The following is a 14705-nucleotide window of genomic DNA, read 5'->3' as shown; positions in this document are numbered from 1 at the left end:
GTCTCATTTACGACTGCAAATGGAGGAATCTTTCTGAGCAGACCACAAAGTCACGTGTATGTCAAACAGACGTGACGTTCGAATATCGCATGGCAAAAATCTGCCTTTCAATCATGAACATCCTTCGACTCGGTAACATCGACGATGACCGCGTCATTGGTCCGAAGTGATCCCGACTGAGCTGAGCTTCGCTTCGTAAACACGACCGAACCATCGGCAAGTACACTTTCGTCCTGTTGTGTGAACTCGAACAAATGCGTTGCAATCCGATTGACGGCGTCGAATCGATGTCGTACACGGTCGGGAATGGCGGACGACTTGAGACCGATTTTTAGGGTGCCGACGCCGGTGGATTCTTTCGAGTGCCTTTCGACAATCGAGACCTGCAGTGGTCCATTTCGTCGGACTCGGACGCGGGTATTGACACCTGCGACACCGTCCAATGGCATATCAGGATTTCGAACGGGGTCGAGTGCCTCGCCGAGTGTCATCGTTGAAATTGGTTTGGACTCTTCGAATTTGAACCAGACGCGAAGTTTGGCCTGAGATGCCTCGGCCGGCCAGTCATTGACCGTCCATCGCAGCACCGGAACCGACGTGTTTGGCAGATAGTTCGTATCGTAGAGCACGTACGTTGGTGGCGAGAACTGTCCGGATCGCACGATCGGAGTGATTTCAATCCAGGCCTCTGTTGGACGACGTACAAAATGCCGCTGCAGGTGTTGAATCGAGATGTCAAATGTCACCTGTTGCCCACGTCGAAATGGACGATGGAAGCCTGTGACCAGATCCGTCGCATTATTTTGTTGGTCATCCTTTACGAGTGCCTCGAACTGCGGTTGTCCGATTTCGTATGGCGGCACCTCCAGTCGTCGACTGTCGCGTGTGGGTAGCAGTTCCAGAGATTCGCCTCCCTGAAGTGATACGATTTCCGCGGCTTGCCCCAGAGTGACTTCGAAGTCACTCAAGTGTTGAGGGTCCGTTTGTACTGTGATCGGCTGTCCGACTTCTGCAACATCATCGGGTCCCAATGTTCCGCGGACACGGAATTGGCTGATTCGCTGAAATGCCGCGAGCGATTCCACCAGCGTTCGTGCTTCTTGTGCCGTCGAGTAGCTTCCACCTGTCTGCCGCGTGAGTTCACCAAATTCGCGCTGGACAGTGGCTGCCTGATCGGCCGCAATTCCCAGGCCAACGATATGGATTGGCACGCGATGATCGCGCCACGCGGCAAGCACATCGAAGACAGACTTGCGAGCCCCTGCGGGAGGATTGAACTGATAGTTCATTCCATCCGTGATTGCGACGACACACTTATCCGAATCGTCGTCATCGTCGTTTTCAAACAGCTTCAGCGCCTGGATGAGCGCAAGATAGAAAGGACTTTCACCCCATGGCTTTACCGAAATAAGTCGTTCATTGACCATCGAGGCAAAGCTGGGATTGAAGCGACCGAGTGGAAGGATCGTTTCCACGTCATCGTACGGCCGGACTTGATCCGGGATGGGAACGCCATAGCCGGTTTGTCGCAGGAGCTGGCCGGCCTGTGTCAAATCCCAACCGATACGGTGTCCAAAACAGATCACACCCACACGATGGCGATCGTCTTCAGCAAGTTTTTCGAGCATGCTGTCGAGGGCCAGTTTGGCGATTCGCAACCGTGATCCTCGCACCCGATCCGTTTCCAGTGGCAATTCCTGCCCCATGCTATTTGAGCAGTCCAGCACGAAGACGACCGACAACTTTCGAAGTTTGAGTCCTCGGATTGCAATACGTGATTCTCGCCGAGCATTCGGAGTGTAGTCGACGATAACTCCTGAGATCGAATTGACGCTCAGATCACCAGAAAAGTCATGGCCACGAAACGAAGTGACTGCCTTCAAATCAATGGACCTCTCGTGCGGATCGACTCCTGGCAATTCGATGTCGAACTGAGTGGCCGTCGCATTGGGGCTACCAGAGATTGCCCAGGGAATCTCCAACTCGTGAATTAGCCCTAGCGGTTCGCCAGCCGAGTTTCGGACACACACGGCCCCCTTCCCCTCTGGAAAGAGCAAATCATCACGGATCTTCTGGTAAACCGCGATTTTGGCAACGATGGGGTCCGCACCGTCCGCGATAAACAGGTTGTCTGATACGGTCGTCAGTCCACCTGCGGCGGCGGTTCGGTATCGCTTTAGTCGGATGTCCAGATCTTTGGCTTCGGACAACGAGCGGACTGTCGGTTTTCCGGTGAGCCCCGCTGTCCTCAGCAAGGTGCTTGCGGCGACGTCGAAAAATGGCGGCTCTTCGGGAGACTGACTTCCCCAAAAATCATCCAGAACCCGGCGGCTTTGCCACAGCAAGAGTCGCCGAAGGTCTTCACTGCGGCGAGCCGAAATGGGATCGACTTTGACACGTGTCGGCATCACCGAAGCAGACGCGCGAAGAACTCGTTCGCCCAGGGAGTTTTGCAAGACACTTCGATCCATCGCCGCCATTTGACGTTCAGTGTCGGATTGAGTGATTTCCGACACTGACAGCATGAATTGGCGAAACCGTCGACCTTGTGTTTCTGCAATCGTTTCAACGTCATGCCTTGAAATCGCTGGATCTGAGTTGGCCGCCGAATCGACCGGGGCGACGCGCGTTTTTTCCCGTCGTACCATGGCGAGTGCCAGGTTTTCGGGAACTTTAATCAAAAGTTCGTCCAGATATTCGCCCATCCGCAGGAATTCGTGCGAGTGATTTGCGGTTCTCTTCGGCTCACCTTGTTGCGAGGCCGCCTGATCTTTCGAACGTGCCTCGCCACCGGTCACCGGTCCCGGCTCTTGAGGTCGATCGACAAGTTTGCGTCCCAACTGCGCCCGCTTTTCCCGCAATAGACCGCGCTGCTGTGCAGGTGCAAGTTCCAGTCGTTCATTTCGCGAAGGCAGCAGCGGCATCGATAGAAGTCCATCAATGCCGTTCCAGATCTCTGGCTTCAGCTCGTTGGTTTGCAGCAACCGATCGTATTCGCCCGCCAGATGGTCTGTGAGTTGTTTGAACTGCGTGTCGATATCGCTGAGAAGTCGTTGGAATGGAAGTTGGACCGAATCCCCTCCCGCTGTCGCGACTGGGTTTGATAAGGCGTCTTCAAGCAACTCCAGCTTATGCAATAAATCGAACAGCAGACTCTTGGCAGCGGCCAATGGCATCGACGACACGTGCCCGTCGAGAGGTGGGCGAGCGAGGTATTCCGCGAAGAAGGGCAAGGAATGGTCCAGGCGATCACGCGTCGCGTAGGCTCGTGAGACCTCAACGGCAATCTGTGACGCTTGATGGTAAAGCCGACGCGCTTCAGTGATTTCCGCTTCAGGCGGATCGCCTCCGAGAAAAGAACGATCGTCGATTCGACGTCGATGCCCATCCGCGGCATCAATGAAGGGACGAATCCATTCCAATGCCCGCTCGTCCGAGGGAACAGACGCGGACTCGGACAGTTCGTGCAATTCGATTGCTGTGGACAACAGCGGACTATTCGGCCAGAGACGTGCCACTCCGTATCGCTGCCAGAGTCGCAGCAAACAGGTGATCTCGAGTTGTGCGTATTCGATGTTTCCTGAGATTGACTGAACGACCATGTTCAGAGTGGCCTCGGAGGGCGACTTCTTGAATTCGCCAATGATGGATCGATAGTTCTCTGCCGACGTAGGATCTGTCGCACCGAAAAAGTCGTTCAATGCCAAGCTGCTCATTCGTGCGGCAGGGGCACTCAGAATCGGCTCATGATTCAGCTTTGCCCATCGATTTGGGAATGCTCGCGGTGATCGATCGTCGGCATTCGATGGCTCGGTGGCCTCGAGCTTTTGTTGCAGTTCATGAAATAGGCGCCGTGCAGATCGGGCGTATGCCGCTCCGCTGTCCGATGCACGCTCGAGCCAGCAGAGGCGATCCTCCAATTCGGTGTATTCGATAGGATGAAATCGAATGGGATCAAGCGATTGTGATTCGTCGAGCTTTTTCCAAAGTTGATTGAGTTCATTCGCGGATACGATCGAGGCCGTGTTCGAGGCAAGTCGAGAGGTCGGATCGACCCGTTTGGTGGCGCGGGCATTGAAGACTGTCGTCACGTCGAAGTCGACGGGTTCGAATGGAATGAGCTGCGGTTGCTGGGCCGATCCGCGAGTTCGCAGACTCCACTCGTTGACGTTCCGAGCGAGGTAACGATGAAGCTCACGGACAGAAACAAGTCGATCACCGTTGCCGGATTCGGCATCCGCGGCGCCTGCCAATCCCAGGCGCAGAAAATGGGCGAAGACTCCGTGTCGCAATTCGACTGACGTGGCCGCTGTTTGAGTGGGCCCGGCCGCGCTCAAAACGGTCAGATTGGGAATCGCCGCATCCGAAACCGTTTCAGGCAGACGTGCGGCGAACGTATTGAAGACAATTCCCTGCTTCCAACTGACAAGGACGTTCTGGCAGTCGAGGATGACAAGCTTGGGGATCGAATCGGGCACATTCTGTTGTTTAAACCGCTCGAGGATGTCCTTGACTGGCAACCAAGAGTCGCTATTGAATGGTGATGCGCCAGGGGGGACAAGGCACGCGGTGCCGACGCCATCGACGGCCGAATGCATTCGCAGGTACAGTACGATCGCATGTGGTCGATGCGATTGACGGACAATGTTTTGTAGCTTGAGATCCAGTTGCCGCAACCCCTGGTCTTTTGTCTTCCACCCGACGTCAATCGCGTGGATATCCAGCGTCTCGCGATCCAGGCTGCGAAACCCCTCAAGATCTTCCTGAATCCAAGACAACGGCTGAAACGGCCACTCGTATTCTGACGGAGCGATGACGATCATCGGCGTTCGCGGTGGCGAGAAGAGGAGCTCCACTAGAAACGCGGTGGAAATTGCGGCAATCAGTGAGCCCAGTGCGAGAAGACGTAAGCGACGTTTGACGTTCGCGCGTCGCGTGTGGAGCGGAACTGTTTCGCGTGCATCACTCTTCCAGCGATATTCTGGAACGGGAGCTGCTGCAGACGTGGAGACACCGCGCCAGTCTTTGGGGCTGCCTTCTGCAGTAGGTTTGCCGTCCGCCATGAAATATCACTTTTATGCTGCTTGTGGCCGTGAATGAATCAAATGAGTGCCAGTGCTTTCAAGCCTAATCGACCCGAGATTCGTGGCGAGGGAGTGACCGGTGTATCCCATAACATCACTCTTCTTGCTCTTCGTCGCCCGTTTCGTACGCTTCCTCTGAAGCAGGGGCGCTCGCCGCGGCGACGTGCGGTTCGCGTTCCAGCACTCGGCAGACCATCAAGGTTTCGCCGACCTCGATCACAGGGCTGACTTGTCCCACGGGCAGCTCAAACAAAATCTGAGCAAGTTCGGGTGAACGGAAGTCTTGTGGTCTTGTCCAGCCGACTTCTCGCGTCGTCACGTGCTTCAGGCTCACATTGGCAGGCAACTGCGGATCTTCTCCCAGGGCTTTCCTTCGAATGAAATCCATCGCGGACACGGCCTCGCTCTTTGTCTCAAAACGATAGACCGATACGGCCGATCGTTCCCACCGAATTCGTGGTCCTACTGGTTCGCGGACGGATGTGTTACCGAGTTTCGACTCTGCGACCGTCACCCCCGAGCGAGCGGCCTTGGTGCTTACATCTGATGTCTTAACGATAATGTCGGGCTGTTTGAAGGATCGATCATATTGTTTGACCACCGTGTGGCCAGGTCGATCCGTGACTCCTGCCGTCGCAGGACCTTCCGCGCTTGTCGAAGATGCCGAACCCGACTTTGTATTTGCACGCTTTCCGACGAACGTTGCCGTTTCAATTTGTTTCTCGGCGGGACGTCCCTCATGAACCTTGATTCCGAGGCTGGCGTCGGGCGCAGGGGGCACGGCACCATCGGGTGACGGACCTTCTTCCGGTGTCGGTTGTGGTACCGCATCAAGTGGGTCGCACTCGCAGTTGCAAAGGGCCACGCGCGCCATGCGGCGTACACGAGCAGAAGGTTCGACAAAGCATCCCTTGTCGTTCGTTTCCGTCGCAATTTTGATGAGCTTCTTACGGACGTTGACGCTGCAGCAATTATTCTTCGTGCAGTAACGGCATTGGTTTCGTGACGTTTCGGCGAGTGCCGATGCCGCTTCGAAACGCACGGCCTCGGTACAGTCATCCAGTCCAGCGAGCAAGGCTTTTTCGATGTCTGGATAACACCCTCCGCACCCCAGCGTTCCGAGATAACGAATTGCGGCGACTTTTTGAGGGGCAGCATTTTCGTCCGCTTTGGCGGCGGCCGCCGCGGCGACCGCGGGGTTCGAAGACGTGAGATTCGCTGGATTCGAGAGGTTACTCATTGGTAACCCCGATGCCAGGCCGGGGAATGCATTTCCGAGGAGATTCAGTCCGCAGTCGGCAACCATAATCAAATCGTTGCACAACATCTTCACGCCCAGGAAGTCCCAGATCGTGCACTTTGGCCCAGCGGGGGGCGCGATCGCCACGATGGTGGTACCCCCTGCACCCGCGGCGGATGTGGGAGGTGCAGGTACTGCAGGCGCAGCAGCTGGCGGCAGTGCCGCGCAACCGAAAATGGAGCACGACAGAAGGAATGCAATAATACTGCGGTAATGAGATACGTGCATGACGCCGATTCATCATCCGTGAACGGAAAGCCTTGGCAATTGGACGGTCTGTCCCCCTGCATCGCTGCCATCCGGCTTCGTTTTATCGGACTAACCGTTCCAAACGCGTGAGTTGCACAGCCGTAAAATTCTGCAACGTTGAAAGACTACTTAAGCGTAAACTTTAACGGTTGCGGTGTTTCGGATGGCTTGATAACTAGGTCTTGCTCTGTGGTACGCGTTTTGTTCCGCACAACGCCTTTGGCCCGGATCTTCCACTTACCCGGGACCAATCCCTTGAGTCGAAATTGGCCATTGTCGTCCGTTTCTGATGGATCAATTTTGGGAGCATTCTCTTTAGGGCCGTCCGCATTTTCGGCCGAAACCAGGATTCCAGCGGCAGGCATCTCCGCAAAAATCACGACTCCACTGATCGATACCGGTGCGGCACTCAGTTTTGCTGCCTCTTCGGCACTGATTGCGGTCAGCTTGACCTTGGTGACTTCGCCAACGTTGTCGACTCGATCAACGGCGCGAACCAAGAGAGTATGCAGACCCGGCGTAAGGTCTTTCGTGGGAATGATCGCATGCCACTTGTCGTCGGCTGCCAGTTCCGCACTGATCAACTTCGCTTTGATTGGGATTTGTCCCGTTCGCTCGGTGTCAAATGCCATTTCGACTCGAGCGATCCCGCTCAGATCGTTGTCGCTTGCATTGACCGCCAATTGAATCGGAGTACCGATGACGATGGGGCCCGGTGGGCTGACCGTAACTTGTCGAATTCGAGGGAGTGCTGCGTCAATCGTCACTGGAACGGGACGGCTCCAGACTGTGCGGTCGGAAATGGTGAGCCGAGCAAGCAACTGGACGTTCGCACTCCGCACTCCATTGGCAGGAACTCGGACTTTGAAGTCGCCGACGTTGGCAAGAAGGTTCAACTGACCTTCGGGACTGAATTGAAGTTGTGTTACCTGAATCTGCCGATCCGTCTTCAATATCAGGACAGGTTCATCACGGAAATCGCGATCGTTATTGCGGTCGATGCCAACTTCCAGCAAATCACCCGGAACCTGAAATGAGCCTTCGGGAACGTCCATTTGAAGCTCGACTGACAGTTCTTCGAGCGGACTCTGATAGGAACTTTGAGGTTTGGGGAATGTGATCGAAGTTGACATCGCATCCAGGACTTCCGGTAGATAGCCCGTATTTCCCTGACAGGGGACGCGAAACGTGAAGGCGCGTGGATAGTCGTCGACGTTCAGCCGTAGCGTGATCGCCTTCTCCAGCCGGCTCGCGACTTCGACAAACATTTTTGCTTCGAATCCAGGCCCCGCCAAGTCCGCATCGAGCTCGCGGGCGGCGTCGTCCGCAATCGGCTCCACGGTCTCGGCATGAATTCTGATGCCTTCCGGAGGGATCAGTGATCGATCAACGGGAACAACCGTGACTTCAATTCTTTCGCGGTCGGCGTTGTATCGTACTTGAGGATGAACGAACCTTCGCGGTCGCTGGGGGGCGACCTGAACGAGTCTGATCAGCGATCGTTCTGATTTACGATCGGTGACGACGAGGAGCATTCCGTGTGGAACGAGAGATGGCGTTGGTGCACCCGGCGCGCTGGGCGGTTCGACGTTCGGTTTTGGAAAGGGGATCTTTACGGGCTTATCGTCGGGAGGCAGTCCGAAATCAGGGACCGTCACGAGTGGTTCCGTGGGACCCAGGCGATCAAGCAAATTGCCCGCGTCTGTGGCTGACACTTCAAAGCGGGGGATTTCGACGCGGCTTGGTTGACGCAGTCCCAACCATTTTACGGACAGTTCACGTGGCTGCGAATTGCGGTTGATCAGACTGATCGTATATCCCGTCGATCGATTGGCGAACGGGTGCAGGCGTAACCTCCCGTCCGCATCAGTCCAGCTTCCGGAAACCCCATCAATGGCAAGGTCAAGGGTTGGTCGCGCCGGTAGAAGAATCGAAACGTCCTTTCGGGCCGTGCCAATGCTCGTTGCGGCATACACGATCAAATGCGTGTTTCCCATGGTATTCGCGCGGCTGCGAACCGTAAGCCTGACGCTTAACGGGTGGTCTGAAGACAGTGCGAACGTCGCAGGTCGATCGGGCAAGATCTGCGGCTCGAGGAACGACGTTTTACCATAGAGTTGAACCAGGGAATCGGAGTCGATCTTGACGTCGATCATCTCTGGATCATAGTGCACTGTAACCCAAGCAGGAGTCTTCGGGGCGCCGGACCAGTTCAATTGAAATTCAATCGTGCGTTCTGAGATCGATTCGAACGAAATCGACTCGGTACCATGCCATTCAAGCTGGGAAATTCCCCCAATTGTTACAGAGGGCTGCTGTTGCCATTGCGCGGCTTGCGAGCGGCATGATTGAATCAGTTCAGTGAGCGCCGCTTCTTCTTGCCGTGGGGCTCCTGAACGAACCCGTTCGAACCGCGACGCCTGCCAGTTCAACAGCCGGTAAGCGTCCGCTTGTTCCATCAATCTCGTTGGGCTTTGGATCTCTCCCGACGCGATCGATAGGGGAGGAAGCAATTGCAGACCGCGGCGAGCGACACGGATTGCCTGGCGATGTTTGAGACTGACTTTCGTGTCGCCCGAAACGTTCACGCCTTTCGTGATCGACAGCACTTGTCCTGCCCAGTTCAGGTAGAACCTCTTGAGGCCACCACTCAGCGATTGGTACTTTCCCCACAACATGTCGCTGCGCTGACGTGGGGTCAGGGTGTCATCCGGCTTCACCGCCGCTTCTTCAAGGTCCGTTAGCTGGTTCTTGAGTTTTGCGAATTCCGATTGCAGGCTGGGAATGTTCAGGGCCCCTAACTGCGGAGTGAGCAAGTCAAGTTCGAGGCTACGCGCGGGCCATTCCCAGTCGACCGGTACGTACGAATCGTCTGATGCGATCGGTTGGAATACTCGTGGCAGATCGACCCGTGAGACATTCCGGCGATCGATTTCGATCAGTTTTTGTAATAGACGCAAGCGTGCCGGGCTGGTCGGCAAAGTCGTGTTGAGGACGGCTTCGATGGGCAATTGATCGCCAGGAAGGAACGCACTTTGCGTAGCCCCTCCAATGCGCGAGGAATTAAGCTGTTCTTCGATTTTTGCTTGCGATGCATTCAGCCGCATCGACAGATTCTGGATCTCGTTCAATTGGCTGGGCACTGGTGAATCGAGTCGTAGATTCAGTTGCGCCAGGTCTTCAGCCAGCCGAGAAATATCCACACTTTGAGGCGTGCAGCCGGTCGACCGACACGATTCATTGTGCCACCGTACATACTGTGGCAAGCGAAGTGTTAGTTGATCGCAAATCTGACTGGCGAATTGAATCTCTGCCAGATTTTCGGCCGTCCGCTCATATTTTGCCAAGGCTTGACGTAACCATTTGAGGCCTTCGTTTTCACGATCGCGGCCGAGTCCATCCAGTAACGTTCGCTCGCCAACGTTTCGCAGTCGTTCGGCGTCATCAAATTCTGCACCAACCCAAAGGTCGCAGTCGAGAGTGAACGTTGCCGTTTTTTCGGCGACACGACAGACCCTCAACGCGAACTGCTTCGTGGTCCAGCTGACAGCCGTTTCTGATGCCAAGAGCCGTGCGAGTCGCATTTCAACCATGTCCGCGGTGGCTGGTGTTTGCTTCAAGATCCATTCTTGAAATGCGGACTCGGTGCCCTGCTCGATCAGTTGATCCCATTCCGCAATCGTCGTTTGAATTTCGGCATTGATTGGCTGTCCGTTCTGTCGAGCAATGAGCTCCGCCATTCCGAACGAAAATGGCCGGATCACATTGACCGGATGTTCGTTCATCCGGTCTCGAATCTGTCGGATCAATTCGGCTGTTCGGAAATCCTGGCCTGGTCGAAACGCGAGCACTTCATTCCGCGATAGTGAATTCAATCCCTCTCGGATTGTCTTGACGGTCTTGGAAATCTGAAACAGATCACTGATTCGTGCTGCGCGAAACAGCCGCTCTTGCAGCAGTAACCGTTCAATCAATTGGCGCCATTCTTCAGGTGCCGAGACCGAGGGGTTGAAGCCCCCCGTCCGTCCGAGTTCGAGATCATCTCTCAGGTCCCAAACTTCCGAGAAAAGTTTGGCCAGAATAACGGCATCTTTCGCCTCAAACGGTGATTTCTTCTCCGTTTGTTTTCCATCGCCGGTGGCGGTGTCAGCGGAATCGGAGGAAGTACCGTTTGCATCCACCCCGGCATCCGCAGGAGTCTTTGATTTTGCCGCCTGGTCGCTTGCCGGACGCTCCGTCGATTTTAACGCGGCGGAGCGATCGAGATTAATCGATCCGAGTCCGCGCAATTGGACGCTCGAGGGTACGATCGACGACAGTCGGGAATTGGCCTGTGTGGAAACGCTGTTTGCGTCGGCTCGAGGTGTGAACGTGATTGGGCCGTTCGAGACCGACAGCACGGATGCACTGAGCGACTGCTGCCGTGTCGACTGCACCCATTCTTCAGGATCGTCAGCGGGGCCCGCGAGATTCTGTGATTTGTCAACAGGCAAGAGGATCGGCAGCTTTGCTTGCGGCGTCAGCGTCCCCCCGCCCCACAGAAGCGCAGGGACTTGAGTCTGTGTTCCACCCGTTGTCTGTTGGACAAATTCCGAGACTTGCTTGGAGACGAAGCGAGTCAATTCATCGAGGTCTATATTTCGATCATGATTGAAATCGGCGGCGCCTTGCAGCCCCCTTACGACGAACCACCCAAATACTGAACGTTCAAGCGATCGGGAAACATGCGATCGTTCCAGTGACCGATTTGAGCAGAGTACCCACAAGTGGGGATCATTTGTTCTGGCGACCGCGCGCTCGAGCAGGTGCGGAAATTCATTGAGAACCATCCCTATCGAGGGATCTGCTTCAAATCGTCCAGCATCGATAATCAACAATTTCACAGGAGCGTCTGCTCGTGAAAGGATTCGCAAAAATTCGTCGAGACGCGATTCTCCTGAATTCATGAACTCCCGACGGATATTCAGCTCAAGAAAGGCCTCCCCATCGTCGACGCGCGTGCGAGTCGCCAGATAGACCATCAGGACATCCGACTGGTCATCGGACATCTCGTTGAGGGTGCTTTTCAATCGCCGGAGATCGAGCAGTTCACGAAGATCTCCTCGCTTGGCACCGCTCGTCTTGGTTTGCAGCGAAAATTGCCGTTGGAGGGGCTCAAAGGCAAGCATGTCTTCGGCGACGAAATCGGCCGCAGGTGAAATCCGTTCCGCATCACCAATGAGGAGATCTTTTTCTGCCGAGGATCGTGCTGGATCTGCGTCGTCCAGCACACTCCGCTCGCCCGTTACCAGCAAAAGATGCGCGTTGGTGTGCTGGAATGGTTCAAAGAGTTGCCACCACAGCAAGGCCGCGATGGCGATGGTGACTAAGGTGATTGTCACGATACGGATACGTCGAATCATTCCCATGCGAAAATTGCTGGGAGCTTCGTCGAGCCAGCCGCCCCCCCGACCGAGCTGATCCGCCGGGGACGATTGTTCCGATAACGTGTTGCCTGGCGAAGAGGGATTCGTCATGATCTTCGGGATTCAACGGGTCGAGGCGATCGAACCAGAGTGACGCGATTGTACAGGTCTAAACGGATTTTCGGTCGAAATCTGGCATTGATTCACCAGTTCGGGCCGAATCCTTTTTTTTGATCGAAATAGGTGAGAACGGCGTGGGAAAACCTGCAGCAAGACTCGGCGATCTCGTGATCCAGAGTGGTCCGCATTGCCATGCCCCGATGCATCCCATCAATCCCGTTCCACACCCGCCCATGCCTCTGGCCATTATTAAGGGGCAGGTGAACGTGCTAATCGGTGGCAAACCGGCAGCTCGCAAGACAGATATGACGGCGCCGTGTGCCCTGGCTGGATGTGCCCCCGGCGGTCCGGGGATGGTTCAACTTGCTTCGGGGACTGTTATGATTGGTGGATTGCCGGCCGCGCGTGTGGGCGACATGACTCAGCACTCCGCCTGCATGGCCGTGATCCCGGGGCCTGCCGGGAACATACTCCCTCCCGGCTGCCCGACGGTCATGATTGGGGGCTGAGTAACTTGCGCCTCAAGCACTTTCAGGCACTGCGGCCGGTTTGTCCTGTTTGCCGAACGGAATCTCGCGGAGACCAGCCGCTCGTGATCTCTCAGGCGATTCGAGAAACGGCTGAAGATATTCTTGAGGGAATCTTGCTTTGTCCGTGTACGGACTGTCAGCGAGAATTTCCGATTCTCGATGGGATTCCCATTATCGTGGGGCCGTTGCGGGCATATGTGTCCGACAATGTTCTTCCAGCGTTGATGCGATCCGACTTATCCGAAGAGTTGGAAAGCCTGCTTGGCGACTGCAGTGGACCGGGATCCGCTTTCGATGTTCGAAGACAATTGCTGAGCGCTTATTCCTGGGATCATTACGGTGATTACGATCTCGCGGACGCGCCGTCAACGACATCTTCGGGCTCAATTGTACGAAATCTCGCCGAGTCGCTTCAGCTTGCGGGGCCGTTGCCTTCAGGGCCCGTGATCGACATGGGGTGTTCTGTGGGCCGAACCACATTCGAACTGGCTGAGCACCACGATCAGCTCGCGCTGGGTGTCGACCTGAATTTTTCGATGCTGCAGTTGGCGTCAAGCATCTTGAGAACCGGACGCGTGAGCTATCCGCGGCGGCGTGTCGGTGTTGTTTATGATCGCCGAGAGTTCGCCTATGTCTCGTCCCACGCACATCAGGTCGATTTTTGGGCCTGCGACCTGCTTGCACTTCCCTTTTCGCGGCAATCGTTTTCAATTGCCGTTGCTCTAAATGTCCTTGATTGCGTGTCCGCACCTGCCGAGTTTCTGCATTCTGCATCGGGACTGCTGAACCCCGGTGGAAAGCTGATCCTCACCACACCATTTGACTGGTCCCCTGCGGCAACAAATGTAGAAGGTTGGCTCGGTGGGCATTCACAGCGCGCGGTCGAACGAGGGGCGTCAGAGAACGCGGTTCGTAAATTGTTTACGGAGGGGGCGCCGGGTCAGATACCAGAGATGGACGTGATCGAAGAACGGGACTCGCTTCCATGGCAGGTCAGGCTGCACGATCGAGCCAGTATGTCGTATCGTCTCAGTCTGACGATCGCACAAAAACGAGAATCCGTTCTGGCTATTTCTTCTTCGGAGCCGCCAATTTCCCATTGAGCACATCCTGAGCGATCGCCAGATAACGCGAGTAGTTCGCTTGTGCTTTCAGCGGCGAAACTTGCACCGCCGCCATTAATAGCGCACCTGTGATGGCTTGTCCGGTCAGCCGCTCGTCAGAGATCACATCATCGAATCCGATGGGGGAGAGACTTCCATCCGCCCAAAATGCCGCTTCAGCGACCCATCCAGCCGCCGTCTCGTACTTGGTTAACTCTGCTGCATCATGCGCTTTCCTGCGATCCGCTTCTTCGCCGGTTTTGACCCATTGCTCGGCGGCATCAAGTGCCGCGACGTCCTTCGGTGACAAGGCACTTCCTACGCTTTCTCGTGTGCAAAGCGAACCCCACCATACGGCCTCACGCCGTTGTAGCTGATGTGCCATCAATCGCAGTGCGGACATGAACTGGCGTTCGTGGGCGAGGACACTCACAAATTCCAGCGGCGCGATTGTGCGGCCCTTGGCGAGTTCAAGCGCCGTTGCGTCCAACTTCACGTACTCGCAAATCTCAACTAACGTTGGCGGCGGGACTGGTGCGGCGCTCGTCAAAGTTGAGTCAACTGTCTCGACTGTTGCCGTACTCGATTCGATTCGATTTGGAATGGATTCACCGTCGACGACAACGGAAAACACCGTGGCGCCGGCCTTGATCTGATCGCTGGTGTGAAGCCTGACTTCTGTGACCTGAGCGTCGCCGACGAAGGTCCCTGATTCGCTTCCCAGGTCACGCACCAGGCAATGGTCGTGATTGCATTCGACGATGAAATGAACGTCACTCATCGAACGATCATGCGGGAATGAGTAATCGGCCCATTCTGTTCGGCCGAAGCGTGCCGTCTGCCCCGTGGACAGGCGCACTTTACGGCCTGCTGACGCACCGGTTACTACGCTGAGCGTGATACCCAAAATACAC

General features: G+C 55.6%; 6 protein-coding genes. 2 read left to right on the top strand and 4 right to left on the bottom strand.

What is annotated here, in order from left to right; genetic code table 11:
• Nucleotides 1-107: 107 nt before the first annotated feature.
• The 3 genes from OSO_RS0121970 to OSO_RS0121955 all read right to left on the bottom strand — a co-directional run bounded on the left by OSO_RS0121970 (nucleotide 108) and on the right by OSO_RS0121955 (nucleotide 12149).
• A complete protein-coding gene (locus OSO_RS0121970; protein ID WP_010585274.1) occupies nucleotides 108-5063 on the bottom strand; it encodes a vWA domain-containing protein in 4956 nt (1651 codons plus the stop codon).
• Between the two features lie 115 nt (nucleotides 5064-5178).
• Nucleotides 5179-6612, bottom strand: a complete 1434-nt coding sequence (locus tag OSO_RS48390; protein WP_157605384.1) for a peptidylprolyl isomerase — start codon at nucleotides 6610-6612, stop codon at nucleotides 5179-5181.
• A gap of 146 nt (nucleotides 6613-6758) precedes the next feature.
• Entirely contained in the window at nucleotides 6759-12149 is a 5391-nt protein-coding gene (locus tag OSO_RS0121955) for a carboxypeptidase-like regulatory domain-containing protein (RefSeq protein WP_010585272.1), read from the bottom strand.
• Nucleotides 12150-12292: 143 nt separating this feature from the next.
• Between OSO_RS0121955 and OSO_RS0121950 the strand changes: the two genes are divergently transcribed.
• Complete coding sequence (locus tag OSO_RS0121950; RefSeq protein WP_029247318.1) at nucleotides 12293-12667, top strand: PAAR domain-containing protein; 375 nt, start codon at nucleotides 12293-12295, stop codon at nucleotides 12665-12667.
• A 5-nt stretch (nucleotides 12668-12672) separates the two neighbouring features.
• Entirely contained in the window at nucleotides 12673-13791 is a 1119-nt protein-coding gene (locus OSO_RS44590) for a methyltransferase domain-containing protein (RefSeq protein ID WP_010585269.1), read from the top strand.
• On the opposite strand, the gene OSO_RS48385 is transcribed toward OSO_RS44590, so the two are convergent.
• On the bottom strand, nucleotides 13757-14698 hold the full coding sequence (locus tag OSO_RS48385) for an FHA domain-containing protein (protein ID WP_157605383.1): 942 nt from the start codon (nucleotides 14696-14698) through the stop codon (nucleotides 13757-13759). The genes OSO_RS44590 and OSO_RS48385 overlap by 35 nt on opposite strands.
• Between the last annotated feature and the right edge of the window lie 7 nt (nucleotides 14699-14705).

This window comes from Schlesneria paludicola DSM 18645, assembly GCF_000255655.1.
In the GTDB taxonomy this organism is placed as follows: Bacteria; Planctomycetota; Planctomycetia; order Planctomycetales; family Planctomycetaceae; genus Schlesneria; species Schlesneria paludicola.
Note: the sequence above shows the minus strand (reverse complement) of the source record. Positions and strands in the feature narration are given on the sequence as shown.

Coding starts and splice junctions, on each gene's coding strand:
- OSO_RS0121955 (WP_010585272.1), bottom strand. CDS start 12,149: ATGACGAATCCCTCTTCGCCAGGCAACACGTTATCGGAACAATCGTCC.
- OSO_RS0121970 (WP_010585274.1), bottom strand. CDS start 5,063: ATGGCGGACGGCAAACCTACTGCAGAAGGCAGCCCCAAAGACTGGCGC.
- OSO_RS48390 (WP_157605384.1), bottom strand. CDS start 6,612: ATGCACGTATCTCATTACCGCAGTATTATTGCATTCCTTCTGTCGTGC.